22 protein-coding genes and 1 pseudogene are annotated in these 26,979 nt (G+C 44.4%); 8 read left to right on the forward strand and 15 right to left on the reverse strand.

The window, feature by feature from the left end; genetic code table 11:
• Nucleotide 1: 1 nt before the first annotated feature.
• The 3 genes from rplI (at nucleotide 2) to alr (ending at nucleotide 3,226) form a co-directional block, all read left to right on the forward strand.
• Nucleotides 2–448 (forward strand): 50S ribosomal protein L9, encoded by a 447-nt coding sequence (rplI, locus tag FTT73_RS01665; RefSeq protein ID WP_004645413.1) that lies wholly within the window; start codon nucleotides 2–4, stop codon nucleotides 446–448.
• Between the two features lie 216 nt (nucleotides 449–664).
• The gene (dnaB, locus tag FTT73_RS01670) at nucleotides 665–2,107 is read left to right on the forward strand and encodes a replicative DNA helicase (RefSeq protein ID WP_180078260.1); all 1,443 of its coding nucleotides are present in this window, start codon (nucleotides 665–667) and stop codon (nucleotides 2,105–2,107) included.
• A gap of 48 nt (nucleotides 2,108–2,155) precedes the next feature.
• Complete coding sequence (gene alr, locus FTT73_RS01675; protein ID WP_180190914.1) at nucleotides 2,156–3,226, forward strand: alanine racemase; 1,071 nt, start codon at nucleotides 2,156–2,158, stop codon at nucleotides 3,224–3,226.
• Nucleotides 3,227–3,273: 47 nt separating this feature from the next.
• Here alr and FTT73_RS01680 read toward each other — a convergent pair whose 3' ends face one another.
• The 5 genes from FTT73_RS01680 to FTT73_RS01700 all read right to left on the reverse strand — a co-directional run bounded on the left by FTT73_RS01680 (nucleotide 3,274) and on the right by FTT73_RS01700 (nucleotide 7,492).
• Nucleotides 3,274–3,705 (reverse strand): BLUF domain-containing protein, encoded by a 432-nt coding sequence (locus FTT73_RS01680; RefSeq protein WP_180190915.1) that lies wholly within the window; start codon nucleotides 3,703–3,705, stop codon nucleotides 3,274–3,276.
• A gap of 78 nt (nucleotides 3,706–3,783) precedes the next feature.
• The gene (locus tag FTT73_RS01685; protein ID WP_180190916.1) at nucleotides 3,784–4,518 is read right to left on the reverse strand and encodes a proteasome-type protease; all 735 of its coding nucleotides are present in this window, start codon (nucleotides 4,516–4,518) and stop codon (nucleotides 3,784–3,786) included.
• Between the two features lie 13 nt (nucleotides 4,519–4,531).
• Nucleotides 4,532–5,311 (reverse strand): transglutaminase family protein, encoded by a 780-nt coding sequence (locus FTT73_RS01690; protein WP_180190917.1) that lies wholly within the window; start codon nucleotides 5,309–5,311, stop codon nucleotides 4,532–4,534.
• A complete protein-coding gene (locus FTT73_RS01695) occupies nucleotides 5,308–5,910 on the reverse strand; it encodes an alpha-E domain-containing protein (protein ID WP_180190918.1) in 603 nt (200 codons plus the stop codon). Before FTT73_RS01695 ends, FTT73_RS01690 begins: the two co-directional genes overlap by 4 nt.
• Nucleotides 5,911–5,932: 22 nt before the next feature.
• A complete protein-coding gene (locus FTT73_RS01700) occupies nucleotides 5,933–7,492 on the reverse strand; it encodes a circularly permuted type 2 ATP-grasp protein (protein WP_180190919.1) in 1,560 nt (519 codons plus the stop codon).
• Between the two features lie 239 nt (nucleotides 7,493–7,731).
• On the opposite strand from FTT73_RS01700, the gene FTT73_RS01705 reads away from it, so the two are divergent.
• Both FTT73_RS01705 and FTT73_RS01710 read left to right on the forward strand, forming a co-directional pair.
• Nucleotides 7,732–8,739, forward strand: a complete 1,008-nt coding sequence (locus FTT73_RS01705) for a YafY family protein (RefSeq protein WP_005097252.1) — start codon at nucleotides 7,732–7,734, stop codon at nucleotides 8,737–8,739.
• A gap of 497 nt (nucleotides 8,740–9,236) precedes the next feature.
• Entirely contained in the window at nucleotides 9,237–10,907 is a 1,671-nt protein-coding gene (locus FTT73_RS01710) for an FMN-binding glutamate synthase family protein (RefSeq protein WP_005097253.1), read from the forward strand.
• Between the two features lie 63 nt (nucleotides 10,908–10,970).
• On the opposite strand, the gene FTT73_RS01715 is transcribed toward FTT73_RS01710, so the two are convergent.
• From FTT73_RS01715 to FTT73_RS01730, 4 genes are read right to left on the reverse strand one after another with little or no spacing between them, the layout of a single operon-like run.
• Nucleotides 10,971–12,014: an alpha/beta hydrolase gene (locus tag FTT73_RS01715; RefSeq protein ID WP_180190920.1), complete on the reverse strand. Its 1,044-nt coding sequence runs from the start codon at nucleotides 12,012–12,014 to the stop codon at nucleotides 10,971–10,973.
• Nucleotides 12,014–13,153, reverse strand: a complete 1,140-nt coding sequence (locus FTT73_RS01720; protein ID WP_100535329.1) for a YdcF family protein — start codon at nucleotides 13,151–13,153, stop codon at nucleotides 12,014–12,016. The genes FTT73_RS01715 and FTT73_RS01720 overlap by 1 nt, the downstream gene beginning before the upstream one ends.
• A gap of 1 nt (nucleotide 13,154) precedes the next feature.
• Entirely contained in the window at nucleotides 13,155–14,195 is a 1,041-nt protein-coding gene (gene murB, locus FTT73_RS01725; RefSeq protein ID WP_180190921.1) for a UDP-N-acetylmuramate dehydrogenase, read from the reverse strand.
• A gap of 3 nt (nucleotides 14,196–14,198) precedes the next feature.
• Nucleotides 14,199–14,705 carry a low molecular weight protein-tyrosine-phosphatase gene (locus tag FTT73_RS01730; RefSeq protein WP_005170478.1) on the reverse strand — a complete coding sequence of 169 codons (507 nt, stop codon included), beginning with the start codon at nucleotides 14,703–14,705 and terminating at the stop codon, nucleotides 14,199–14,201.
• Between the two features lie 120 nt (nucleotides 14,706–14,825).
• On the opposite strand from FTT73_RS01730, the gene FTT73_RS01735 reads away from it, so the two are divergent.
• Both FTT73_RS01735 and FTT73_RS01740 read left to right on the forward strand, forming a co-directional pair.
• Complete coding sequence (locus FTT73_RS01735) at nucleotides 14,826–15,986, forward strand: iron-containing alcohol dehydrogenase (RefSeq protein WP_005170476.1); 1,161 nt, start codon at nucleotides 14,826–14,828, stop codon at nucleotides 15,984–15,986.
• A gap of 44 nt (nucleotides 15,987–16,030) precedes the next feature.
• On the forward strand, nucleotides 16,031–16,465 hold the full coding sequence (locus tag FTT73_RS01740; RefSeq protein ID WP_100329603.1) for a thioesterase family protein: 435 nt from the start codon (nucleotides 16,031–16,033) through the stop codon (nucleotides 16,463–16,465).
• 8 nt (nucleotides 16,466–16,473) lie between these two features.
• On the opposite strand, the gene dnaX is transcribed toward FTT73_RS01740, so the two are convergent.
• From dnaX to FTT73_RS01765, 5 genes are all read right to left on the reverse strand, one after another.
• The gene (gene dnaX / locus FTT73_RS01745) at nucleotides 16,474–18,591 is read right to left on the reverse strand and encodes a DNA polymerase III subunit gamma/tau (RefSeq protein WP_180190922.1); all 2,118 of its coding nucleotides are present in this window, start codon (nucleotides 18,589–18,591) and stop codon (nucleotides 16,474–16,476) included.
• A gap of 133 nt (nucleotides 18,592–18,724) precedes the next feature.
• Nucleotides 18,725–19,168, reverse strand: a complete 444-nt coding sequence (locus FTT73_RS01750) for a copper resistance protein NlpE N-terminal domain-containing protein (RefSeq protein WP_034608473.1) — start codon at nucleotides 19,166–19,168, stop codon at nucleotides 18,725–18,727.
• Between the two features lie 78 nt (nucleotides 19,169–19,246).
• Nucleotides 19,247–20,500 carry a serine hydrolase domain-containing protein gene (locus tag FTT73_RS01755; protein ID WP_373686426.1) on the reverse strand — a complete coding sequence of 418 codons (1,254 nt, stop codon included), beginning with the start codon at nucleotides 20,498–20,500 and terminating at the stop codon, nucleotides 19,247–19,249.
• A gap of 71 nt (nucleotides 20,501–20,571) precedes the next feature.
• Entirely contained in the window at nucleotides 20,572–21,426 is an 855-nt protein-coding gene (locus tag FTT73_RS01760) for a MaoC/PaaZ C-terminal domain-containing protein (protein ID WP_100535292.1), read from the reverse strand.
• A 148-nt stretch (nucleotides 21,427–21,574) separates the two neighbouring features.
• Nucleotides 21,575–22,966 carry a 3-oxoacyl-ACP reductase gene (locus FTT73_RS01765; protein ID WP_005097268.1) on the reverse strand — a complete coding sequence of 464 codons (1,392 nt, stop codon included), beginning with the start codon at nucleotides 22,964–22,966 and terminating at the stop codon, nucleotides 21,575–21,577.
• Between the two features lie 240 nt (nucleotides 22,967–23,206).
• On the opposite strand from FTT73_RS01765, the gene FTT73_RS01770 reads away from it, so the two are divergent.
• A complete protein-coding gene (locus FTT73_RS01770) occupies nucleotides 23,207–24,724 on the forward strand; it encodes an acetyl-CoA C-acetyltransferase (RefSeq protein WP_005097269.1) in 1,518 nt (505 codons plus the stop codon).
• Between the two features lie 57 nt (nucleotides 24,725–24,781).
• On the opposite strand, the pseudogene FTT73_RS01775 reads toward FTT73_RS01770, so the two are convergent.
• A pseudogene (locus FTT73_RS01775) lies at nucleotides 24,782–26,976 on the reverse strand (beta-propeller fold lactonase family protein).
• Between the last annotated feature and the right edge of the window lie 3 nt (nucleotides 26,977–26,979).

A 26,979-nucleotide genomic window follows, 5' to 3' on the forward strand; every position in this document is an offset into this window, starting at 1 on the left:
TGTGGATATTATCTTATTACAACGCATTAAAAACCTAGGTAAACTAGGCGATAAAGTATCAGTTAAAGCTGGTTATGGCCGTAACTTCCTTATCCCACAAGGTATGGCAGTTGCTGCAACAGAATCAAACACTGCTGCTTTTGAAGCTCGTCGTGCTGAACTTGAGAAAGCTGAAGCTGATGTTTTAGCTGCTGCTCAAGCACGTGCTGACCAATTGAACGAAGTAAATATCGTAATCACTGCGAAAGCTGGTGACGAAGGTAAACTATTCGGTTCTATCGGTACTCGTGACATCGCTGACGCGTTGACAAATGCTGGTCTAGAAGTAGACCGTGCAGAAGTACGTCTTCCAAATGGCGCACTTCGTCACACTGGCGAATTTAACATCGCAATCCAATTGCACCATGATGTTACTGCAGAAGTTCTGGTTACTATCGTAGCTGAGTAATTTCTCGCCTCAAAAAGAGCATGCGAAAGCATGCTCTTTTTTTATCTATAAAAAAATGACAGGTATCTCCTGCTTAAAAATTATTTTATTACCCATACAAATGAAAATTTACCCTTCGCATTTGATTTCAGAACGCGTATGATTTCATGTCGTAGTGAATAAAAGCTATTCATCTCCGATAATGTTTAACCATTGTATTTAAAATCAGGGATTTATATGTCACAGGCGAATGCCAGCAAAAAGCCGACCAGCGCTAATATCGAAATCAGTACTGAGAACAGCAATCTCAAGGAATTTCGTACTCCACCGCACAATTTAGCGATTGAACAAGCCGTACTTGCTGCATTAATGACCGTTGCCGAATCTTTTGAACAGGTCGGTGATGTGCTGACTGAAAATGATTTTTATGCGACCCGACATAAATATATTTTCCGCGCCATTGATCAGCTCTCTAAAGAAAACTCACCTTATGATGCGGTACTGGTGCATGACTGGCTGATCAAGCAGAATTTACTGGATGCGATTGGCGGTGAAGAATATCTGATGCAGCTCATGGCAGACTCGCCATCGAGTTTCTACAACCTGGAAACCTATGCAGGCAAAATTAAAGAATTCTCGACCCTGCGCAACATGATTAAAGTCAGCTCTGAAATTTTACAAAATGCCTATGACACCAAAGGCCGTACCGTCAGTGAAATTTTGGACTTGGCTGAAACCAATATTTTCTCGATTGCAGAACAACATAATAACAATGCCAAGGCGCAAGGGCCTAAACCGATTAACTCTGTCGTTGCCGATGTTTTTGATAAATTGAATGAATTATCACAAATGGAAGGTAGCATTACCGGTTTAACCACAGGTTTTGTGGAACTGGATAATAAAACCTCAGGCATGCAATCCGGCGACCTGATTATTGTCGCAGCGCGTCCGTCCATGGGTAAAACCACTTTTGCCATGAATCTGGTCGAAAGCGTTTTATTTAATAACAACCTGCCGGCGCTGGTCTATTCTATGGAGATGCCAGCGGATTCGATTGCCATGCGTTTGATTTCGTCATTTGGCCGTGTGCATCAGGGGCATTTGCGTTCAGGCAAAATGGACAGCGATGAGTGGTCAAAAGTGACCAGTACCATTGTGCATTTACAGGAAAAAAACCTGTATATCGATGATTCCTCTGCCCTGCCACCAACTGAATTACGTTCCCGTGCCCGTCGTATTGCCAAAATGCATGGTGGCAAACTCGGCTGTATCATGGTCGATTATCTTCAGTTGATGAAAGTACCCGGTATGGGCGACAACCGTGTCGGCGAGATCTCGGAAATTTCACGAAGTTTAAAAGCCTTAGCCAAAGAAATGCAGTGCCCTGTGATTGCACTTTCCCAGTTAAACCGCGCCCTGGAAAACCGCCCCAATAAACGCCCGGTGATGTCCGATTTACGTGAATCCGGTGCAATCGAGCAGGATGCCGATTTGATCATGTTCATTTACCGCGACGAGGTTTATAACAAGGAATCAAAGGAAGCCGGCACTGCTGAAATTATTATTGGTAAGCAGCGTAACGGCCCGATTGGTACGGTACGTCTGGCTTTCGAAGGTCAATATACCCGTTTTAGTAATCTCTCACCTGAGTTTTATGCTCAGTATGATGATGAAGAGTAAACAAGCTCAATCATCAGATTTCCATCGTCCCTCCAGGAGTAATTTAGGGTGCGCCAAGCTACAGTTTATATTGACAGTGCAGCACTGCAATATAATTTAAACCGTGTCAAACAACTTGCCCCAACCGCTAAAATCGTCAGTATGGTCAAAGCCAATGCTTACGGACATGGAGTTAAAGACTGCCTGGCAGCCTTAAGTGCAAGCGATGCTTTTGGTGTCGCATGCTTACAAGAAGCCCTGGAAATTCGTGAACTGGGTTATCAACAGCCGATCACGCTCATCGAAGGTGTTTTTGTTGCAGACGAAATGCCAATCGTGATTGATCAGAATATTGAAGTGATTGTGCATCAGCAGGCACAGGTCGATTGGCTCTTGGCACATAAAGATGCTTATATCGCCAAAGACCTGAAAGTCTGGGTCAAGCTGAATAGCGGGATGAACCGTCTTGGCTTTAAAATTGATGTAATTAAAGACGTGATCAATCAACTCAAAGCTGAAGGTTTTACTTGTGTTTTGGCGATGCATTTTGCCAATGCCGATGCTGATCACCCGCTGAATGATGAACAAATCCGTCAATTCTTAGAAATTAAAAATGACTGCGCACCATTGATGGGTTCATGCTGTAATTCAGCAGCCATTTATAAATATCCAGAATTGCATTTTGATTTTGTCCGTCCCGGGATCATGCTTTATGGCGCGACTCCATTTGCAGATCGTGATGTGCATGATCTGGATTTAAAACCAGTCATGACCTTTACTGCCGAAGTGATTGCACTTAACCATATCAAGGCAGGTGAGCATGTCGGTTATGGTTCAACATTTACAGCTGAGCAAGACATGACACTTGCGATTGTTTCAATTGGCTATGGTGATGGCTACCCTCGTGCTTTCCCGAAACAGAACTATGTGGCGATTAATGGCCAGCAAACGCGTGTCATTGGTCGTGTAGCAATGGATATGATCGCGATTGATGTAACTGCTGTGCAGGTAAAACCTGGTACTCAAGTCGAACTTTGGGGGAATACCCGTTTGGTCGATGATGTTGCTGAAGCCAATGGCACCATTGGTTATGAACTGTTATGCAGACTCAGTCATCGTCCGCTACGTAAAGTTATTTGAGTTGATCCTCAGAGCCAAAAAAGTCCAGTAGAAGTTGGGCTTTTTATTTAAGCTGATTTTTGTTCTTCAGCCTGCTCTAAACTCAATTGCTCTAATAAAGCATCGACATGATGTTGCTGAAAGGCAAAAGGATTAAAGTCATTAAATCCCATGTCCTGACAGAATTGCTGGATTTGACTGCGTTTAGAAATATACTTCATCGACCAGTCGGGGAAACTCGGATATTCGATTTCCTTGGTCTCAAACAATTTAATATCATGATGGCGAGGATCTTTACTGAGTCTCTCGAGCAGCAGACTTTTTAAGGTTAAACACTCACCTTCCAGACATTGAAAAAAATAACCATCGGCAAAATACAGCACGCCTGTGACTTGATAGCGATGATTAAAATCACGTGCTTCTTTCAGGATATTGGTCAGATCTTCAAGCAAATCAACTTTAGAAGACGTACTTTTACTGGCGTAACAAAATTGGTACATGCGCTAACTTATCTATTTTTATTATGCGGGTGCACAGAAGTTCATACTGTACGCGAAAAAACTGGACCAGAATACCTTTTACAGAAAATATTCATTCGATGGAACAGGTAGCGCTGCCAGTCCTTTTTTCAAGGTGTCTGACCATTGCCGGCTGATCGACGTGAAATATTCATCATCTTCGGCAATACGCTTGCCTCGTGGCATGATCAGACTGTCTTTTTTATAGACCAGCACATCGAGTGGCATACCGACCGATACATTGGAACGTAGGGTCGATGCAAATGAAATCAGGGAACAGCGCAAAGCTTCATCCAGCGGCATATCATAAGTCAGCGCACGATCCAGGATCGGCTTGCCATATTTACTTTCACCAATCTGGAAATACGGCGTATCGCGTGTGGCACAGATAAAGTTCCCTTGCGGATAGACATGATAAAGCTGCATATCCTGATCTTTAAGTTGTCCACCGACCAGCAGATTACAATAGTAATTGCTTTGTTCCGAAATATCGCTCGTAACATTCGCAATCACTTTTTTCAGCATACTTCCCACCAGCTCAGCAACATCAAACATGGTGTGCAGACTCAAGATATTGGGTTCCTGCTTCAGTTCGAGCTGATTTTTGATATGACCAATTACGGCTTGTGTGGTTGCCAGGTTTCCGGATGCCTGTATGACGATCATACGTTCCCCAGGAATACCAAAGGTATACAACTTTCGAAATACAGAAATGTGATCTACTCCGGCATTGGTCCGGGTATCACTGATAAAAAGCATACCTTGCTCTAAACGTAGTGCACAACAATACGTCATTCATTCGTCCTTATTAACATCCTAGCACTTGAACGATGGAATGCATGGATTCCACACCGCCCTTTTCTCTAACACCGCGTACCGGTGCCACATCCCAATAATCCCGTCCAATCGCCACATAAACATGCGAACTTGGAGTAAACAACAGATTACTGACATCAAAACAATACCATGTCTGGTCTACAAACACCTCTGCCCAAGCGTGACTGGCCAGATGCGAAGCATTTTGTGCATATAAATAACCAGAAACATAGCGTGCAGGCAAACCTAGATATTTGCACATGGCAATAAAAATATGACTATGGTCCTGACAGACGCCCTGTCTGGACTCAAAGGCATCTATTGCAGAGCCTTGCACTGAAGTACTGTTGGAAATATAAGGCACATGTTCCAGCAAGGCCTGCGCCAGTCCGATCAAATGCTGACGGGTTAATGCAGGAACATGACGTTGTGCAAAATCTTTCATTGCTGCATTACATTGTGTTGATTCGGTCGGCTGTAGAAAAAGATTGGGATTGATTAAATCATTCAGTCCACTCTGATGCGCAGGATTCAGCTCAACAATCCCTTGCGCCATGATGGTCAGGGAATGATAAGGCTCCCGCTGGCTACAGGTCATCCACAGATTATGAAATGCATCTTTCCGGATTTCTTTATTACCCGGTACACTGATATCCCAAGAATGAACCCGCTGATGCGCATTGCTCGAAGGCATCATTTTAATGTACTGAATACTGTTCCTTACCTCGGCCGTGTACATATAGTGCGTTTGGTGATTCACCATCAATTTCATACATCTGCCTCAAACAGTTGATGAATATGGTCGCTAAACTGATAGAACTGGATTCGATTCGGCTCTGTACGTAACTGCTCCCAGTACTGTTCCAGATCATCCCAGCCCATTTCTACGAGAATTCTGACCACATAATCAATCTTGCACAGTGTAGTACTGGTTTCTTCACCCAGGCGTAACTGGTGATCGAGCTGTTCGACACATTGCCCTAAACTGAAAAACAGGAAGATATCGGAAGATTCGGCTTCCAGAATATCTTCACATTCCGTTATCACTTCACAGATATAACCGGCATTTTTGTCTGCGGTTTTGATCAGTTTCATCAGTTCTGCATAGCCTGAAGCAGACAGCACCCCACGCAATTCCTGAATATTGTCTTTGGCCACTTTAAACTGCTGGCTAAAAGACGCCACTTGCGTAGGATCAAGTACCAGCTCATTTAAGGAACTGGCATCAAAGGCAGGTAAACAGAAAGCATGGGCATATGCCACTGCCGCTTCGTCTTCTAAAAATGGAAAGCGCGCACATAAAAAATGAGTGCGAGATAAATAACGCCCTAACCAAAAAATATGTTGCGCATTGCTATTCAGCAAAACCATGACATTTTCCTTCTTTGGAATCTTATGAATGTAAATTGTCGACTACCCAGGTATCTTTGATACCGCCACCTTGTGATGAATTCACCACCAGTGAGCCGGGTTGCATCGCCACACGTGTCAAGCCACCCTGTACGATTTCAGTACGATAAGGCGAACTTAATACAAATGGGCGTAAGTCGATATGACGTTCAGCAATACCAAAATTGGTCAAAGTCGGACTAACCGATAAGTCCAAAGTTGGCTGCGCAATATATAAATGCGGCGCAGCTAAAATTTTCTCCCTGAAAGTTTCAATTTGCTGTTTAGACGCTTGTGGTCCAATGAGCATGCCATAACCGCCCGAACCCTGCGCTTCTTTCACCACCAGCTGATCCAAATGAGCCACGACATAGTCTAATTCTTCAGAATTACGACATTGATAAGTCGGAACATTTTTTAGAATTGGCTGCTCGCCCAAATAAAAACGAATCATTTTGTCGACATATGGATAAACCGATTTGTCATCTGCCACACCGGTTCCCGGCGCATTGGCAATCACGACATTATTTTGCAAATAAGCCGACATCAAGCCAGCAACACCCAAAGTGCTATCCGGTTTAAAGCATAAGGGATCAAGAAACGCATCATCGACCCGTCTATAAATAACATCGACTCGTTGGCGACCACGTATGGTTTTTACATAAACCTTCGAGTCATCAACAAAAAGGTCACGTGATGTTACCAATGGCACATCCATCTCTCTTGCAAGGAAAGCATGTTCATAGTAAGCGCTATTAAAACGTCCTGGAGTTAATACCACGACAAATGGCTTGTCGACGTAGGCATTTTCGATCAGGATTTCTTTCAATAATCGTGGATATTGCTCGATTCCGGCAATCTTGGACTGCTCGAATACTTTCGGCATCAGTTTTTCACTGATCTTGCGGCATTCCAGCATATAAGAAACACCAGATGGCGTTCTGAGATTATCTTCTAAGACATAAAACTCGCCCTTGGAATCACGGATCACATCGATCCCGCTAATCTGGCTATAAATCCCGCCTTTCAAGCTATGTTGATACATATGCGGCTGATAGGCCTCATGAGTTAAAATCTGCAACTCAGGAATAATATTGGCTTTTAAAATGTCCTGTTGATGATAAATATCATGTAAGAATAAATTTAGCGCCCGTATCCGTTGTGCCGAGCCTAAAGCCACCATATTCCACTGCTTCCGGTCTATGACTCGCGGAATGATATCGTAGGGAATGGTGCGTTCTACGCCTTCTTCATCGCCATAAACGGTAAAGGTAATACCGTGATGTAAAAAATGTTCTTTTGCTACCTGATTCAGTGCATTGAGTTCATCCAGCGTATGTTGTGATAACCATTCTTCCAGTCTTTGACCAGCCTGACTGGACAACACATGTTCATCCTGCATTTCATTAAAGAACTTTGAAGATAACTGCTGCAGTAAAAGTTGTGGATTCGTTGTAGTAGATACCGTTGCTGTTTTAGCCTCTATAAAATTTTTCCCAAGATTTGGGGAACTAAAATTATCAATTTTTTCAATTACATTTGTATCCCGATTTCCTTTAAGCATACAAACCTCGTCTTATCATCTATTATAATTAAATCAAAGCAATATCCATGCCATTGAACCTATATTGCAACTACCATTAATCTAATAAATGCGCCCTGAACTCAATGCCATTTCTTACCAAGTTGTTTTTAGTTTGTAGGACAATTGTTGCGCAGAAAGACTTGCGAAAAAATGAGAGTTTTTTTATTGTGTTAGTCTAAGCCTAAATCCCATCCTCTTTATCGCCAGCAAAATAAATTATGTCAGCACAAGAAAAAGAAACCTCGAATAGCCTGTATCGCCAATGGCAAATCTTGTCGCGTCTTTCTACCGGCAAATGGATGGGAACACGTGAATTACAGGAAATCTTGAATCGCGAAGGAATTGATATCAGCCTGCGTACCATTCAGCGTGACCTGAACCAGATTGCGCAGCGCTTTCCAATCGAAAGCAGCAAGACCACACCACAAGGCTGGCGTTGGCGCTCAGATGCACCGCTGCAAAGCTTGCCGCATATGACCAGTTCACAGGCGGTCACCTTTATGATGGTCGAAGAACATTTAAAACATTTGTTGCCACCGAGCCTGATTGAAGAAATGAATCCCTGGTTTGATCTGGCACGCCGCAGTCTGTCCTCGCAAAACAATGTCCGCCAATGGATCAATCGGGTACGGATTGTGCCAGCCACCCAACCGCTCATTCCACCTTTCGTGGATAAGACTGCACAGCAGGCGGTATATGAAGGCTTATTGCAGGACAAACAGCTGGAATGTGTCTATCAGGGCCGCGGTCACAACAGCGAAGAAAAGACTTATATCCTCAATCCACTGGCTTTGGTGCAAAAAGGCTCCATCATTTATCTGGTCTGTACCCGTCATGACAAATCTGATATTCAGACCTTTGCCCTGCACCGTTTTAAATCGGCAGTGGTTCTCAATTCACGTGCCCTGCATCCGGTGAATTTTGATATTGATGACTATATCGATTCTGGTGCATTGGGCTTCCGGGTGGACTTCAATCACCCTACTGAAAATGTCATGCTAAAACTGAGCATGTCGGAATCGGATGCACATTATTTTGAGGAAAGTCAGCTCAGTAAAGATCAGAAGATTGAAAAACTGGACAATGGTATGTCGCTGATTAGTGCGACGGTTCCTTTTACTTCACAACTGGTGTGGTGGCTGCGCAGCTTTGGTAAAAAGATTAAACATATTGAACCCAGTATGGTGTCCAATGCAGTTAGCCAGATGGATGAGGAAAACCCTTAACCAAATGGATTTCATTCAGCTTTAGTAATTCCAGAATAAAAAAATCCCCAGATTGGGGATTGGAGAATTATGCTTGTATTTTTATGATTGTTCTGGTGGTCTACCGCTGTACCAACCTGCTTTTCTCTAATACCCCGAAATGCAGATTGGATGAAACCTCAATATTTAAACAGAACTGAGACATGAGCAAGCCAGTTCGGCATTATTAAAGCGAATGGATTTTTTTGTCATGGTTTATAACTCCTGTATGGGTGATAAATCGACTATAAAAGCATTCACTCTGCCTGTGAAATAAATAGAATATATGTGCTTTGCATATTTTTTCTATAGGAATTTTTCCGCAAAATTTATCTGCAATTGCTACTGATTGATTGCCTGTCTGGGTATGATTTTTGGCAAGTTTATAAAATTGAATAACAATTCTATGCTTGCATAAGATACCTGGCTCTGCACATCATAAAGCCCTATAGAAGTAGAAATAGGGACTTAATTTTACAATGGCTAACCCTGCTCAATTAGTACGGCACAAGCTGCTCAATACTTTCTTTTCTCGCCATTCAGTCTGGTTTGCCTGCATTCTGATTGCAGTGATTTTTACCACATTCCATATCGGTTATTCGCCGCGTTATATCTATTATTTTATGCCGCAAACTTTGGTGAATACCCTGTGGATTCTGAGTATACTCCTGAGCCTGTTGGGTTTGTATGATGTACTGCAAAACAAGCATTCTATTCTGAAAAACTACCCCATCATGGGACATTTCCGCTTTATCTTCGAAGAATTTCGTCCGGAGATTCGTCAATATTTTATTGAAGCCGACCGCGATGCACTGCCCTTTTCCCGTATGCAACGTAGTCTGGTGTACCAGCGGGCGAAAAATGAAAATTCAGATAAACCTTTCGGTTCAATTCTCAATGTCTATGAAGACAATTATAGATTTGTCAGTCACTCTTTGACGCCATGTAAGGTGGCCGATCCACAAACTTTCCGTATCCTGATCGGCAATGAGCAATGTACACAGCCCTTCTCTGCTTCCATTTTAAATATTTCAGCCATGAGCTTTGGCAGTATGAGTGCCAATGCAATCCGTGCGCTGAATCTCGGCGCTCAAAAAGGTGATTTTTTCCATGATACCGGTGAAGGCAGTATCAGCCCCTATCATCTTGAATATGGGGGCGATCTGGTCTGGGAAATTGGCAGTGGTTATTTTGGCTGCCGTACCTTAGATGGACAGTTTGATCCGGAACGCTTTGCGGCACAAGCCAAATTACCGCAAGTAAAAATGATTGAAATCAAGTTATCACAAGGGGCTAAACCCGGACATGGCGGTATTTTACCTAAAAGCAAGATCTCGGAAGAAATTGCCCAAATCCGGGGCATCAGCCGTGAACATGATTGCGTATCACCCTCTAGTCATCCCGCCTTTAGCACCCCGATTGAAATGATGAATTTCATCCAACGATTACGTGAACTTTCCAACGGAAAACCGGTCGGATTCAAGCTATGTCTGGGGCAGCCCTGGCAGTTTATGAGTATGGTCAAAGCCATGCTGCACACCCAGATTTATCCCGATTTCATCGTCGTCGATGGCTCTGAAGGTGGAACGGGCGCTGCACCCATTGAGTTAATCGACTTTGTCGGTGCACCCCTAAGAGAAGGTTTACTATTTGTGCATAATACCCTTGTTGGTGCAGGTTTAAGAGATAAAATCAAAATTGGTGCAAGTGGTAAAATTATTAGTGCATTTGATATTGCCAGCACGCTCGCGATTGGGGCAGATTGGGTGAATTCGGCACGTGGTTTTATGTTTGCCGTCGGCTGTATTCAGGCTCAAAGCTGTCATACCAACCAGTGTCCTGTCGGTGTCACCACACAGGATAAAGATCGTCAAAAGGCCTTACATGTGCCCACCAAAGCAGAACGCGTGTTTCATTATCATAAAAATACCTTACACGCCTTGTCTGAATTGATTGCTTCAGCAGGCCTGAAACACCCTTCGGCGATTAAGGCACATCATCTGGCGCAACGTGTGAATAATCACGAAATAAAGAACTTTGCGCAGATTCATTTTTGGTTGAAAGAGGGAGAATTATTATCCTGTGAAAATAAGGATGAGGAGAACTTCTACTTCCGGATGTGGAACCTGGCTAAACTGGATAAATTTTAACTCAATACAGTTAAATTAGAAAAGGCGTTTAATCAAACGCCTTTTTTCACATTGAATTGTAGATCAATAATAGGTTTTACTGCCCTGTGCATGTAGAAAGGCAGGAATCAAGCCGGTCAATGCAGCACGAATATCCGCGCGTTCATTGATCAGTTGATGCGAACCTTCTTCCAGCATCAGTAAGGTCTGGAGACGGAATTTACGTCGGATAAATTCGATATTATAGCGCCAGTCTACGGTCTGATCCTGTGCACCCTGTGCCAGCCAGACCGGAATACGACAGGCCGGACGCGCTTCCATTTCCAGCATCCAGCGCGACATCGCCAGAATCCAGTCCATACCCATCATCCGCGGCTGTAACGGATCTTTAAGCCGGATAAAACGCAGAAACTCCGGATTATGGTTATTGCGTCTGAAATGCCGGGGAACTTCACGCTTGATCCGGCTAATAATGCCCAGCCCGACCGAGTTATGCCACCAGGCTGTTTTCGCAGGACGAATCAGCGGCGATAACAGCAAAACCCGTTCTACAAAAGGATTTTCGCGGCGCTGTGCAAATTCGAGTAAGTGATGCATCCAGATTGCACCACCGGTACTCTGTCCAATGCCGACCCAAGGTTTGGGCAATTGCGAGGCATGTTGTACATAGCGATGTACGGCATGCAAAACCTGCTGATAATGATCAAAATTCTGAATGCTGGCAGGTGAACCATCACTCAGACCATGTCCGGGCAGATCATAGGTCAGCACACTAAAACCTTGCTCCAGCAGCTCTTTGACAATCGGCTGATAAATCCCGCTATGTTCCAGATAACCATGCAGCAAGAAAGCAGTGCCCTGAATCTTGTCAAAGCGGGTATTTTCCAGGTTTGGCTCAAATACCTGTACATGCAATTTAAACAATGGCATCTGTACATAGCCTTGCCAGTGTTTGCAGTCCAATAAATCAAAGCCATACAGCTTGCGATAGGATTGCAGATCAATTGGCGGCTCATCACTACGATTCAGGTTTAACGGCGGCAAGAGTTGTGGCGTTATATCCCGGCTTGGGATGGGTAAATCAAGTTGCTTCAGGATCGTGGGATTTAAAAATGGGATATCAGACATTATGGCACCTCCCGACAGTCACTAGATCCAAACCACATATCGCGCATGGTCGCCAACATTTCATAATTGGCACGACGACTATGATCATAATTTTGCGCACTTGGACGCCATCGTGTCAAAGGCTTCGGCATCGGTGCCTCTACCGGAATGGTTTGTATGCCATTTAAAGCAAATAAACGGCGGGTCCGTGGCATATGATAACGATCCGTAATCAGAATCACAGTCGGTGCTCCACCTTTCTTTTGTAATAATAATGAACTGAAACGGGTATTTTCACAGGTATTCATGCTGCGATCTTCCAGCAATTTGGCATCAACATCGTGGTTTTTCAACCAGCGCTGCATATACGGCGCTTCTACACCACTCAGCACAATCGGTAACTGATAATGTTTTTCTACCGCCAGCGTGGTTTCCAGACGTAAACGCGTATAGTGATTGACCACAATCTCTTCACCCTTTTCATCTAGCGTTAAACCGCCACCCAACACCACAATGGCATAAGGCTGGGAGCTATTCGCCGGTTTCACTTGTTGCTGATCTTGTAGTAAAGCCAGGTCCTGCTGAATTTCCTCTTCAGCGGTTTCTTGTACCGAGCTGGCCTCTTCTTGTTCTATAGGATGCGTACTCAGGAACTCAATATATTGTTCAATACGTTCTTTGTTTTCATTGCTGTCCCAGTCCAGCAACTTCCGAACATTTGCAGTCGGATCAACCGGCTCTGTCGGTACTTGTGAATATAATAATGGAACTTGAGCAGGCGGACTTTGCTCTGCCTTTTGACTTTGCTGCTCACGCTGATGTTCTTCAATGACCTGTTGCAGCGCTTTATAACGTGCCTGAATCAGAATCAGGTTGGCAGAATTGTTTTGTTGGATATCCTTTTCCATGACCTTTAAATATGCCTGACGGGCAATCCATAAATCGGAGCCAGGTTCCAGATTTTCATGCTCGCTCAATGCTGCCATTTTCTGGCTTTGCGCTGCTACTTCATTAAGTTCTAAAGATACAAACTGGTTTAAGCCCTTGACGATCATTTGCGAGTAAAAAGGGGTATAAACCAACACCAGTAGACAGCCGAATAGTACAAACAGTCCAGTGACCACTTGTAGCAAACGTACCATCCAGTGGGTTTTATTCATATCATTTTTCATCCTGATGAGAACGGATCAATCCATTTTGGTCAAACAATACAGGTTCTGGTTCCAGCAGCAGCTTGAATTTTTCCCAGACCGACTGCTGTACTGCACGATAAGTTTTACGCACATCGGTAAGAGAGGCCTGACCATAATTCACCAAGACCAGCGCCTGTTTATGAAACATGCCGACAGACCCCAACTGTTTGCCCTTCCAGCCAGCCTGATCAATCAGCCAGCCTGCCGCCAGTTTAACTTGAGTATTGGCTTGCTGGTAATGGGGTAAATTCGGGAAAGATGCCGCAATCTGGTCAAAGACCGGCTGATCTACCAGCGGATTTTTAAAAAAACTCCCCACATTGGGAAATTCTTGCGGATCAGGTAATTTGCTTTGACGGATCTGAATCACTTGCTGTTGCAGGTTTTCTGCTGTAAGCGTATCACCGACGGCTGTCTTTAAGTCACCGTAATTCAGTTTCAAATCTGGCTGTTTCAGTAATTTAAAAGTCACATGGGTAATCACATAACGGTTTGGCTCATCTTTAAAAATACTATGTCGATAGGCAAACTGGCAATCTGCTGCGCTAATCGAGCCAAACTGTTTGAGCTGACGATCATAGACTGCAACCGAATCGATAAACTCGCCAACTTCGACGCCATAGGCGCCAATATTCTGTACCGGCGATGCACCAACACGCCCAGGAATCAGGGCCAGATTTTGTAAACCATACAGACCTTGTGCTGTAGTCCAGAGCACGAAGTCATGCCAGCCCTGCCCGCCGCCCACGCGTAAACGTTGCGACTGATCATCGCCATCCAGCATCTCAATGCTCTGAATATCGATATGCAAAACCAGTGCGTGAATCTGTTCAGGCAACAACATATTGCTGCCACCTGACAGAATCAGCACATTTAACTGTTGCTGTTCAGCAAAATCCAGTGCCACCAGCAGATCATCGGTCGATTGAATATGGGCATAGTGTGAAGCAACGGCTTCTAAATTTAGGGTATTAAAGGGTTTAAGTTGAACCTGAGTTTGAATCTGCATTGCTTAAACCTTGTGTACATTCTGTTTGAAAATTTCAACCCATGCCTGACTGCTGGACTCACACTGATCGAGCACCCGTTCAAAACCATCCGCTTCGCCATAATAAGGATCGGGCAAGGCCTGTTGTGGATAATCCTGATCATGCTCACTCATCAATGCAACGCGTGCACGTAAATGACCGAACTCAGTTTCGGCCAGACGCTGTATATTCTGGATATTAGATAGGTTTTCCAGATCCATTGCCAGAATCAGATCATAATCAATAAAATCATGCGTGGTCAGCTGACGTGCGCGAAGCGTTGACAGATCATAGCCACGTTTCAGTGCATGCTGCTGGCTACGCAGGTCTGGGGCCTTGCCCGGATGATAATTACTGGTTCCAGCAGAATCGACCACAATATTCAGTTGCTGTTCATCACAATAATGTCTGAGTACCACCTCTGCCGTGGGAGAGCGGCAAATATTTCCCAAACAAACACATAACACCTTGTATGGCGTTCTGGATGACATAAACAACCTCAGAGCTACTTTATTTTAAGGATTCTTATGTTAAGTTATTTATATACTGATTCCTATCTCACAACCATAGAATAATCTCGTATTTGCAATAAAAAAATCAAGGATATCGCCATGAATCGTTTTCAGTTTCAAACCGTCCCCAATATCATTGCCGGACTAGGCACGATTCAGGAATTATTTAAAATTCTAAAAAATGGCCGTTATCAACGTCTTCTACTGGTGACTGACCCGGGTATGCTGAAGCAGCAATTACATCTGCCGATTCTGGATATTATTGAATCTGCCGGTCTGGATTATGTGATTTACTCAGATGTTCAGGCTGACCCGCCCGATAACGTAGTGCTTGAAGCAGCAGCTTTTGCAAAGCAGGAAAAGATTGATGTGGTGCTAGGCTTTGGTGGTGGCAGCTCGATGGATGTGGCCAAGCTGATTGCGATTTTGGCGCATCCTGAGCAGCATCAGACGCTTTCCGATCTGTATGGCGTCGATAATGCCACCGGGCCACGTTTAGCTCTAATTCTGGTTCCCACCACAGCCGGAACGGGCTCCGAAGTCACACCAATTTCGATTGTTACTACAGGTGAAACCACCAAAAGCGGCATTGTCGCGCCTATTCTCTATGCCGATATTGCTATTCTGGATGCGACTTTCACTCGGAATTTGCCGGCACAGATTACCGCTGCCACCGGAATCGATGCCATGGTACATGCCATTGAAGCCTATACCTCAAAACACAAGAAAAATCCTTATTCGGATATGCTGGCCAAACAGGCTTTAAGATTATTGAATGCCAATTTGCAACGTGTTCTGCAAGATGGTCATGATCTAGATGCCCGTCAAAATATGCTGGTCGGTTCCATGCTGGCCGGACAAGCCTTTGCCAACGCACCGGTTGCCGCCGTGCATGCGCTGGCTTATCCACTCGGTGGGCATTTTCATCTGTCGCATGGACATAGCAATGCTTTGGTGCTGACCGAAGTCTTAAAATTTAATGCACCTGTAGCCAAACAGCTCTATGCCGAATTGATGACCTGGTTAGATCCCCACAGTAAAGGTTGTCATGATGGACTGACCGATCTGTTTATTGATCATTTTAATAATCATCTGATACAGAGCGGCTTAACCTTAAAATTAAAGCAGTTAAATGTACCAGAACAGATGTTGATGGTTATGGCAGAAGATGCCATGCAACAAAGCCGGCTGTTGCAGAACAATCCACGCGAACTCAAGTTGGATGACGCTTACCAGATTTACCAGGCGATTTATGCCTAAATCTATTTCCACACTAAGCCTTGTCTAGCTGAGAGAGAATCCTGATGAAAGCCACGATCAAACAACGCGAACACTATGCCTTTTTCTTGCCCATTCAGACCCGCTGGGCAGACAATGACCTGTATGGCCACGTCAACAATGTGACTTATTACAGTTATTTTGACACCGCAGCCAATGCCCTGCTGATTCAGGAAGCGGCCTTTGATCCGAAATACTCTCCGATGATTGGGCTGGTGGTCAGCTCCAACTGCCAGTTTAATCAGGAACTGTCTTATCCGGAAATTATTGAAGTGGGCGTGGCCATTGAAAGCATGGGAAATTCATCACTGAGCTACGATCTGGCCATTTTTAAACGCAATTCGGATACAGCTGCAGCTCAGGGTAATTTTGTTCATGTATTTGTCGATCGTGAGACACGAAAAAGCACCCCGATTTCAGCCGCAATGCGGGATGCCTTATCTCGATTTGTTGTGCCTTAAAATCCAGTCTATTTCAGCTGAATATTTTGCAATTCACCATCGAACTGCTGCAACAGGTCACGTACCGCAGGTTCAGCCTGTAACAGCTCTTCAGCGCGTTTAAAGGCACGAGCCTTCCGCTGATGCTGCATGGTATAGGGTGTTAGCTGGTCCACACTTTCAAATTTCACCTGGAAATGAGTTTGCGGCCACTGCTGTTGTAAAGCAGCTTCCAGAGTATGTTGCAGTTGTGTCAAAAGTTGCTGGTATTGCTCAGGGATATGAAAAACGGATTGGCCATTAATCTGTCCGCTCATGACACCATACTGTGCCAGTTCCTGCACTGCTGGAGAAAGCTGGCTGTTACGGAACCAGTATTCCCATTTTTCGACGCTCCACTCACCCTCTAACATTTGCTTAGGGATTTTTAAAATATCCTGTGGCATCAGATTCTGCGTATTTAAATCTTGGGAAATGTCATCCGGTAGCGCAGTCTGAATCGGAGCGACTTCTTCAATCACAGGCTGAGCAATCGTTTCCTGTGAAAGTTCCAATTCCGGTGAGGCAAGACTAAATTCCTCATCAGCAGATATTTCTTGTGCTGCTTCGACATGAGTAACAGCATCTACAGGAATAAACTCTTCAAGCAGGAAATCATCCGAGCTGCTGCTTGTCGCCGGTGCTTCTACGCTACTCTCGATTTCATCAAAACCAAACAGGCCTTTGTCGTCATTTGGATCAAAAACGATCTGATCACTAGACTGTACTTCCTCAATCGCTGTCTGAATTACTCCCTGTTGAACAGGCTCAAGTGCATGATCATTAGTGGACTTTTCTTCATGGAGAAAATCATCTGAAGATGGTTCAGGCATTGATGGCGTATAAGCTTCCTCATCCGTCTCATCGTCCAGAGAGAAATCATCGAAGGTCGGTTCCGCTTCAAATGTTTTTGCTGTGACTGTTTCAGACTGCAATTGTGTCTGAATGGGCTGTTGTAGACGTGTAGGAGAAGCTGCTATTGGTTGAGTTGCGGCTTCATGAACGACTGGAACCTCGCTTGGCTGTAAGGGACGGAATGCCAATAAGCGTAGCACCGTCATCTCAAAACCTTGTTCCTGAGTCACCGCCAACTGTAAATCAGCGCGTCCTTTACATGCGACTTGATAATACAGTTGCAAATCCTGCGCCGAAATCAAACCGGATAATTGCATAATCTTTTGATTGATTTCAGCACTATATTTCAGACTTAAATCTGGCAGATATTGTAATAAAGCCAGTTCATGCAAAGTCGAAATTAACTGATCTAAAACCAGTGACACATCCAAAGCCTGCTGACGGAATTGCAGCAACAACTGACTGACCTGTGCTTTCTGGTTCTGGTGAATCGCCAGAATCAGATCATAAATAATGGTCCGGTCAATCAAGCCCAGCATGTCTTTGACATCCTGATGCTGAATCGCACCCTGACCATAGGCAATCGCCTGATCGGTCAGAGACAAGGCATCACGCAAAGAACCTTGAGCAGATTCGGCAATTTGCCAGATGGCATCCTGATCCGACTGAATACTTTCTTGGCCTAAAATCTGGGCCAGATGCTCGGTAATTTCATCAACAGCCAATGGGCGCAAAGTAAACTGCAAACAGCGTGAAATTACTGTAATTGGCAGCTTTTGTGGGTCGGTCGTAGCAAACAGGAACTTGACGTGCGCAGGTGGCTCTTCCAGAGTCTTTAATAAAGCATTGAAAGAATGCGTGGACAGCATGTGCACTTCATCAATCAGGTAAACTTTAAAACGACCTTGGGTCGGTGCATAAGGCACATTGTCGAGCAGCTCGCGAGTATCTTCAACCTTGGTGCGTGAGGCTGCATCGATTTCGATCAAATCGATAAAGCGTCCTTCGTTGACGGCGCTACAAGTCGCACAGACTTCACACGGTGTCGAGGTGATACCGGTCTCACAGTTCAAGCACTTCGCCAAAATACGTGCAATCGTGGTTTTTCCGACACCACGCGTTCCTGTAAACAAATAGGCATGGTGCAAACGGCCACGTTCGAGCGCGCTGGTTAAAGCACGTGAAACATGGTTTTGCCCCACCAATTCATTAAAATTACGAGGACGGTATTTTCGCGCAAGTACTTGATACATGTATGCTCCTTTTTACAGGTCTAAGCATACTGTTTTTTTAGTAAATAGTGAAATGAATGCCGGTTTATAAACAATAAAAACCTCTTGATCAAAATCATTGAAAAAGGGATATAAAACATATATTTTCTTAAAATCAGACCGATTCAAACAGGATAAAGTCACTTTGCATCTGGTAGCGTTTGCCTGTTTGATCTTCACGAATTTCCAGAACCTGCTTTTTCAGATCCACATAAACCAGATTGCGGGTATCGACATTCAGCAGTTCAATCTTTTGTTGCGTATCATCCTGAAAACGAATCGGCCCAGTAATGGTTTCAATCGGGTTATGCCCACTCAAGCTTTCACGTGATAACGTAAAAGTCCGATCATCATGCAAGCTCAAAGCAACAGCCATACCCGGACAATCGTCACAACTTGAAAAACATCCCATACAGGGTGTGGTGCCCTGATAATTCCCGACCCAGGCAGGAATCTGAGCTTTAGCCTCAATAGCAGTATTTGCCGTCGATTGGTTTTGATCCTGGCAGCCAAACAAGGCACTGCTTGCGACCAGAGGAATCATCAGCACTTTTTTCATCACTTCATACCACAGACTGGGAGTCACGCCAAAATAACATATTTTAAGGACTTTACTAAACTCCCCAATCAGGGATATTTAGCGCCAACCTTTACGTCCAGTCAGGACGGCATCAGCACAGCGTAAGGTTTCCTGTGTCAAACCCCACAGACGATAATCTCCGGTCAATGAACCTGTCGGGAAATTATGGGTATAGGCAAAACTTAAATTGCGCTCAGGGTCACACCAGGCTCCCGAACCATTAAAGCCCATATGACCAAAACCTTGCGAAGCTTTACCTAAAGTAAGCACCCGATGATAACCCAATCGCCAGTGCATCGGCAAAGGCATGACTCGATCGCGTTTTTTGCATTGAATCTGACTGAGACGCTGAAAAACTTCAGGCGAGATCAATTGCTGTCCTTGCCATTCGCCGCGGTTGGCCAGCATGGCATAAATTTTTGCCAGACTCTCTGCGGTAAATACTCCATTGGCGGATGGAATGATTGCTTGCAGGCCTTGCTCACTAAAGAAACTGAAATTCCTCATTCCTTTGGGAATCATCGCATCCTGAAAATCCTGCGGATCTTGTCCACTCCAAATCAAAGCCCGCTCCATCAGATTCGGTTTTCTTGATCCTGTTTTTTTCGCAGGCTGCGATTGAGACTTGGCTGCTTTAGCTTTAAAAATCGGCAGTGCTACCCGAGCTAATTCATTGGTCGGCACACTGAAATAAGCACCATTCAACATCAAAGGCTGAACCAGATATGCCTGCATCAGTTCAGTTAAAGTTTTAGCTGTCGCTTTTTCTAATGCACCACCGACCTGCCAGCCAAAGGTCAGCGGTTGATAGGCCGCATCTGTTGCAACTTGAAAACGTGGTTCAGCCGCGGCAATTCGGTCTAGCATCTGCGGCCAGTCGGCCATTTCAGTGGCGTCGGCAATGATATTACGGATATCAAACAATCCGCTTTGATGACTCAGCATATGCGCCAGAGTAATATTTTCTTTACCGTTTTGCGCAAATTCAGGCCAATATTCTGCAACAGGCTGGTCATAATCAACCAGGCCCTGACTGGCCAGAATATGTACCAGTGTCGCCAGCACACCTTTGCCCGTCGAATAACACAGCGACATGGTATCGGTTTGCCAAGCCTCAGATTCCGATTTTTTCCCGGTATAAATATCGACGACTTTTTGTCCCTGAAAATAGACAACAAGTGCCGCACCACCCTGCTCTGTGCGAGCATGCTGTAGGCGACTAAACTGACGGGCAAGGTCACGGAAATTTTCATTTACCGTTCCTTGGTAATGGGCTGTATCCGCAAATAAATAATCTTTGAGTGGCTGCATCATTCTATCCATAGAATATTGATTTCTTAAAAACAAAAAAGCCTAAATCAGGTTCAGGCTTTTATCGTACTTTAAATTGCGGTCACAGTTCCTGTGACATGCGGCTTCTGATTTTTGCTATTACGAATCAGGATTTCCGTATCATTAGCTGCTTTCGCGGTTAAGAACTGCACTTTGGAAGGCAGATATAAGGGCAGTTTAAACCAGACATCTGCTTCATAGGCATCGGGCAATGCCAGGCTGGACAAAGCTTTAGCCTTGGTCCACATACCATGCGCAATCGCCTGTTTAAATCCGAATGCCTTAGCCATTAGGGCATGAATATGAATCAGGTTAAAGTCGCCGGATGTCATGGCATAACGGCGACCCGTATTTTCTAGAATTTCCCATTCAGCATTCAGCTCATAATCGGGTGTCTTGTTTTCGACGATTTTGGCTGCAGCTTTGCCTTTACTCTTTTGACGGGACAGATAAGTGGTCAAGGCTTCCACCACCACTTCATCACCGACTTTTACTGTGGTGATGAAATCAAACTGTACACCTTTATCATGCGGCTGCAATTCACCAAACTTGCAAGACAATGTGAGAGATTCATTGACTCCGATTTTACGATACTGTTTGACCTGATTGCGGATATGCACCAGACCGAGAACCGGAAAAGGAAAAGCTTCAGCCGTCATCATATGCATTTGCAGGCTTTGTGAAAGAACTGTTAGATAAATGGCTGGAATATAGCCATTATTTTTAAAACCACAAACTTCATTATAGGCTTTCAGATGCTTTTGATCGACCTTGAATGAATCCACCACATATTCAACTTGCGGTAGAACTTTTTCAGCTTTTGGCTTTTTTAAAATCAAGCCCTGAATCACTTTTGGATAGGCTAAATAAGGTTTTGGAAGTTGACTAAAATGGCGAGTATTCATACTGAACCTTTGGAATATTTATCTTTATGACGTCCTTCTTTTTAAAAGAAGGAAGAATATCTTTTTAAATAAATCCCTCCCAACCTCCCTTTAACAAAGGGAGGAGTAGTCCCCTCTTTTGCAAAGAGGGATTTAGGGGGATTCTAAATTAAGCCCCTAACAGGCTCTGACCACACACACGCACCACATTGCCATTCAAACCTGAAGAGGCAGTCGAGGCAAACATCGCAATCGCTTCTGCCACATCAACAGGATGACCACCCTGACTCATGGAATTCATACGGCGTCCAGCTTCACGGATGGCAAATGGAATTGCTGCTGTCATTTGCGTTTCAATAAAACCCGGTGCCACAGCATTAATGGTTATACCATTTTTTAATGTCGGTGCTGTGAATTTCACCACACCAATCACACCTGCTTTAGAGGCTGCATAGTTGGTTTGACCCAGATTACCTGCAATACCTGAAATAGAAGATACACAGATAATACGGCCATTTGCATTTAGACCATCGTTGCAGAGCAAGTAATCATTGACGCGTTCAATTGCTGACAGGTTGATGTTAATGACCAGATCCCAAAGCTCAGGCTTCATATTGGCCAAAGTCTTGTCGCGGGTAATCCCGGCATTATGCACGATAATATCCAGACCACCCTGCGCCGCTGCCGCCTGTTTGATTTTCTCACCCGCATCGGCTGCAGTAATGTCAATCGCTAGTGTAGAGCCGCCAATTTCACCAGCGACACGATCCAGATCCGCCTGCTGTTGTGGGACATCCAGACAAATCACATGTGCGCCATCACGTGCCAGCACATGAGCAATCGCCTCACCAATACCACGGCTTGCTCCAGTTACTACTGCCGTTTTTCCTGCCAGTGGCTTACTCCAGTCCAAGTCTACTTGTGCTGCTGCCGATACACGAATAACCTGACCAGACACATAGGCAGAGCGTGGAGAAATTGCAAAACGTAGCACAGACTCAAGATTGGCTTCGGCACCTGCATCGACATAAATCAGGTTGGCTGCAATACCCTTTTTAAATTCTTTGCCCACAGATTTGACAAAACCTTCGAGCGCACGTTGTGCAATGGCCTGACTCACAGATTTTGCAGATTCAGGTGTTGTGCCGATCACGACCACACGACCAGAACTTTGAATCTGACGCGCAATCGGATTAAAGAATTCATAAAGTGATTTCAACTGCTCTGAATTTTCAATACCAGAAGCATCAAAAATAACCACTTTAAACTTGGATTCTTTATCGCCAGTATTAAATGCATTCAGGTTCAGACCCGATTTCGCCGCTGCCTGTTGCAGTTCCGCATTATTGCCTGCATAGCTATTGGCATGAATATTTGCCAGCACCTGAGCAATAGAACCGGTCAATACACTCGCAGGTGCAGCACCGAATAACACAGCGCCTTTTACCACTGGCGTTGCAGACTCGAAACGGTCTAGGGAAATTGGGGATGGCAGGCCCAGATTTTTAATGACAAATTTACCAATAGGAGATTTTGCGAAATTTTGGTACTGATCAGTCATGTTTATTATCTCTCATACAAATTAATTTTTGATCGATCTAAAGTTATCCTTTAACTTCAATATAATGCCAGATACTTATATTGCAATAGATCTACCAGATTCTACCCAATCATACTTGAGATATCTGGCAGATGACTTGACCTGAGCGCAGTCTGCAATGTCATTGTAGTCAATACAGCATATACTCATCTATGCTAATGTAAGCCACAAGAAGACGATCAATTTGCTTGGAAAAGCCTTATGAGCAAAACAACTCAAGAAAATCCAGCAGTCGAGAATTCCGCATCTCCAGCTGTGTCAAAATCATCAACGCGTGCTAAGCGTAGCACTAAAAACACGGATACAGCCGCTGCTGCAGCTAAAAGTCCGGCTAAAACTCCGCGTACCCGTCGTACAGCGAGCAGTAGCAGTCAGACGACATCAACTCAAACAGATTCAGTTTCAAAAACACAGCCTTCTGTTCAACAGGATAATAATATGAGCCAAAACACAGTTCGCCGCGTTGCTATTCTTGGTGGCAACCGTATTCCATTTGCACGTTCGAATGGTGCCTATTTTACTGCCTCTAACTCGGACATGCTGACCGCAGCATTAAATGGTCTGGTAGAGCGCTTTAATCTGCAAGGTCAACGTGTCGGTGAAGTGGTTGCAGGTGCTGTCCTGAAGCATAGCCGTGACTTTAACCTGACTCGTGAATGTGTTCTGGATACGGCACTGGCACCAGAAACCCCAGCTTATGATATCCAGCAGGCGTGTGGTACGGGTTTACAAGCTGCATTTTTAGTGGCAAACAAGATTGCACTGGGCCAAATTGAAGTAGGAATCGCCGGTGGTGTAGATACCACCTCTGATGCGCCCATTGCATTGGGTGACGGCTTGCGTAAAGCGCTGCTTGAATTGAACATTGCCAAAACTGCCAAAGACCGTTTAAAAGCCTTGACCAAAATTAATGTCAAAGAATTGATGGACGCACCTAAAAATGGTGAGCCACGTACTGGCTTGTCTATGGGTGATCATCAGGCGATTACCACACTGGAATGGGGTATTTCCCGTGAAGCGCAAGATGAACTTGCTGCATCTTCACACCAGAAAATGGCAGCAGCTTATGAAGAAGGTTTCTTTGATGATCTGATCACGCCATTCCTGGGTTTAGAGCGTGACAATAACCTGCGTGCTGATTCTTCAGTCGAGAAACTGGCGAAGCTTAAACCTGCGTTTGGTAAGGGCGATGCGCGTACCATGACTGCGGGTAACTCTACCCCACTGACAGATGGTGCTTCTTGCGTTCTGCTAGCGTCTGAAGAATGGGCAAAAGCCAATGGTCATGAAGTTTTGGCTTATCTGACTTTTCAGGAAACTGCAGCAGTTGATTTCGTCGAGAAGAAAGAAGGTTTATTGATGGCACCTGCTTATGCTGTTCCTCGCATGCTGGAACGTGCCGGCCTAAAACTTCAGGACTTCGACTATTATGAAATTCATGAAGCATTTGCTTCTCAAGTGCTGTCTACTTTAAAGGCATGGGAAGATCCAGCATTCTGTAAAGAGCGTTTAGGTCTGGATGCGCCACTCGGTTCAATTGACCGTGCAAAACTGAACGTGAAAGGCTCATCACTTGCAGCCGGTCATCCCTTTGCAGCAACTGGTGGTCGTATTATTGCGACGGCAGCCAAACTGATTGCTCAAAAAGGTTCAGGTCGTGTACTGGTATCGATCTGTGCTGCCGGTGGTCAGGGCGTTACAGCGATTATCGAAAAATAAGCTGCTACCTTGATTCAAAAAAGCTCCTCGATTGAGGAGCTTTTTTATACCTTTTACCTACTGTATTGGCATTGGATTATTTTTAAAGTATTCGTCAACTTTATTCCAAGGTGCTGTTGATGCTACCCCCCTCACAATGTTTTGATTAACCCCCTGGCACAGCGCTGCATCGGGAGTGAGGTGGAATGTGTTAACATTTGGGTCCATATAAGGCAGTGAACCAGGACGGCGCTGGAAGTAGAAGTTCAACCAATCCACCATCGGTTCGAAGCCATGTGATGACATCGCCCATGCGCTATTATGTCCCCCCCAATGATGTCCAAATTCATGCGCAATAATACGAAAACCTGATAAACGATAGTGACCATAGAATAGCCAAGTATCGACACCTAGCACGGCACCGCCACCAAGCCCCCCCCCATATTGGTAATACCAAGATTAATCTCGTTACGATTTAAAATCTCTTTGTAGATACGAACATAGTCTTCAGGCATATAAATACCGTTTGGCCCATCGACTTGACCTGCATTACCAAAGAAATCATGGCCCATCACTGCTTTATGATTAAACCAGAGGTTTTCAAATTCAGGGGTACTGAGCATGTATGCTAAGTTCGTCATCATGATGACCCATTCACGCGCATAGACAGGCGTTACTCGACACCATTTGCCTGGTTCGTCATATTTACCAAAATAGATTTTCCATTTTGCCTGAATTTTATTGAGCTTTTTCACATGCTCGTCTGTTTCAGAAGTCACATGTAAATCGAAAATATCACTTGGTATCAGCGTGGTCTGACTTAAACCTGCCAACTGAATTGAACCACTGCCATCTGCAAGCGGGAAGCGGGATTGATCATTCAATTTAATATTAAATTTTGCAGTGGAAAATGGCGTAAGCTCATCTAAATCTGCAAGTATAACCCAATCATCTGAATGACGGATTTTGGCGCGAATTTGTAAATTTCGAACAGGAACAGCGCTATAACTTTTAAGCGTTAAAGCGTTGCTACTCAGCTCTGCCGATAAAATCCGATTCATATACACATGACGTTCAGCACTATTGGTCAGCGCCTCCCAAGATTCACCATCTTGCAATACAAGTGTTTGATTTTGTGCTTTAGATTCAGTCAACAATAATGCAGAACTCAGCTGTTTGGTCTTATTTTGCTGTAATGTGACCATTGGCAAGAGCTTAACCCTTTGATTAGACAAATGAATCAACTGTTGGCCATACACCGCAACATCACCTGCTCTTTCGATATGACTGCTTTCAGCTTGCCCTTTCAGGATATATTTTTTGAATTGGTCGATATTGTGCTTTGGCAGAATTGATTTTAAGCCAAATTCCTGAGTAGGATATGTTGCTATCGAACCATCATTCCTTGCGGTATACACAGTACCGTCATCATGACGGTGTAAAAGGGTCGCAAGATTTGACTCTGTCAAAATAGGTGCAATGTGAGTGTCATTTTCACGAATTTGGTTAATGTCATGCACATAAGTTTTACCGTTTGGAAGGCTGGTATACAGATGATCTCGCATGACTTCCATACGTGCATTACAGTTACGACCACAATCAGGAAGACTGAGCCGAGCAAACTTTTTCGCTTTTAAATGGTTTTGTGCAATAGCATCGCTTTGACGCCAGACATTAATACGACCTTCGATATCGGGGACATAGATATAGCGGTCATCTGCGGTAACAGCATTACTGTGAACTAAAGCATGGTTCACTGTATCGCCCCACCAAACGCCAGTTCCTAGCGCCATCACAAAGCTCGGTTGAGGCTGTGAAATATCTAGAATATCGACACGGTTAGAACCATAACTGGCCACATATAAGCGTTCTGCATGGATTTCGATATCTGCAAGACTGTCCCATTTTTTTGCTAAGCCTTCAATTTTTAATGGGTCAATTGCACTCAGCGCACGTTTTTGTTTTAAATCATAACGTAAAATTTTTGATTCTGATTGGCTATTGGCGATATACAATACATCACCAGTTCGTACCAGGGCTGTAGGATTCCATGTACTTAAACCGAAATCTTGAGCAGTAAGTTCCGAACCCACATCCAAGACTTTAAATTCTGAAATTTTGGTAAATTGAGCATTATTTCCTGTTGATGGATTAGAGCCAACCGTACCTGACCCAGGCTTAGATGCATGGCTGTCATTCTCACCACCACCGCCGCCACAAGCAGTCATGAGTAAGGCAATGCTTAAACTCAACAAGCTATATTTTAACTTCATAAT

Origin of the sequence: Acinetobacter sp. YH01006, from assembly GCF_013420445.1 — a bacterium.
GTDB lineage: Bacteria > Pseudomonadota > Gammaproteobacteria > Pseudomonadales > Moraxellaceae > Acinetobacter > Acinetobacter pseudolwoffii.

What these genes read in the sequence shown, in the direction of transcription:
- FTT73_RS01710 (WP_005097253.1), top strand. Translation starts at nt 9,237, where the DNA reads ATGGCTAACCCTGCTCAATTAGTACGGCACAAGCTGCTCAATACTTTC.
- dnaB (WP_180078260.1), top strand. Translation starts at nt 665, where the DNA reads ATGTCACAGGCGAATGCCAGCAAAAAGCCGACCAGCGCTAATATCGAA.
- FTT73_RS01715 (WP_180190920.1), bottom strand. Translation starts at nt 12,014, where the DNA reads ATGTCTGATATCCCATTTTTAAATCCCACGATCCTGAAGCAACTTGAT.
- FTT73_RS01685 (WP_180190916.1), bottom strand. Translation starts at nt 4,518, where the DNA reads ATGACGTATTGTTGTGCACTACGTTTAGAGCAAGGTATGCTTTTTATC.
- dnaX (WP_180190922.1), bottom strand. Translation starts at nt 18,591, where the DNA reads ATGTATCAAGTACTTGCGCGAAAATACCGTCCTCGTAATTTTAATGAA.
- FTT73_RS01765 (WP_005097268.1), bottom strand. Translation starts at nt 22,966, where the DNA reads ATGACTGATCAGTACCAAAATTTCGCAAAATCTCCTATTGGTAAATTT.
- FTT73_RS01680 (WP_180190915.1), bottom strand. Translation starts at nt 3,705, where the DNA reads ATGTACCAATTTTGTTACGCCAGTAAAAGTACGTCTTCTAAAGTTGAT.
- FTT73_RS01760 (WP_100535292.1), bottom strand. Translation starts at nt 21,426, where the DNA reads ATGAATACTCGCCATTTTAGTCAACTTCCAAAACCTTATTTAGCCTAT.
- FTT73_RS01750 (WP_034608473.1), bottom strand. Translation starts at nt 19,168, where the DNA reads ATGAAAAAAGTGCTGATGATTCCTCTGGTCGCAAGCAGTGCCTTGTTT.
- FTT73_RS01755 (WP_373686426.1), bottom strand. Translation starts at nt 20,500, where the DNA reads ATGCAGCCACTCAAAGATTATTTATTTGCGGATACAGCCCATTACCAA.
- FTT73_RS01700 (WP_180190919.1), bottom strand. Translation starts at nt 7,492, where the DNA reads ATGCTTAAAGGAAATCGGGATACAAATGTAATTGAAAAAATTGATAAT.
- murB (WP_180190921.1), bottom strand. Translation starts at nt 14,195, where the DNA reads ATGCAGATTCAAACTCAGGTTCAACTTAAACCCTTTAATACCCTAAAT.
- FTT73_RS01705 (WP_005097252.1), top strand. Translation starts at nt 7,732, where the DNA reads ATGTCAGCACAAGAAAAAGAAACCTCGAATAGCCTGTATCGCCAATGG.
- FTT73_RS01770 (WP_005097269.1), top strand. Translation starts at nt 23,207, where the DNA reads ATGAGCAAAACAACTCAAGAAAATCCAGCAGTCGAGAATTCCGCATCT.
- FTT73_RS01730 (WP_005170478.1), bottom strand. Translation starts at nt 14,705, where the DNA reads ATGTCATCCAGAACGCCATACAAGGTGTTATGTGTTTGTTTGGGAAAT.
- FTT73_RS01735 (WP_005170476.1), top strand. Translation starts at nt 14,826, where the DNA reads ATGAATCGTTTTCAGTTTCAAACCGTCCCCAATATCATTGCCGGACTA.
- FTT73_RS01720 (WP_100535329.1), bottom strand. Translation starts at nt 13,153, where the DNA reads ATGAATAAAACCCACTGGATGGTACGTTTGCTACAAGTGGTCACTGGA.
- FTT73_RS01695 (WP_180190918.1), bottom strand. Translation starts at nt 5,910, where the DNA reads ATGGTTTTGCTGAATAGCAATGCGCAACATATTTTTTGGTTAGGGCGT.
- FTT73_RS01740 (WP_100329603.1), top strand. Translation starts at nt 16,031, where the DNA reads ATGAAAGCCACGATCAAACAACGCGAACACTATGCCTTTTTCTTGCCC.
- FTT73_RS01690 (WP_180190917.1), bottom strand. Translation starts at nt 5,311, where the DNA reads ATGAAATTGATGGTGAATCACCAAACGCACTATATGTACACGGCCGAG.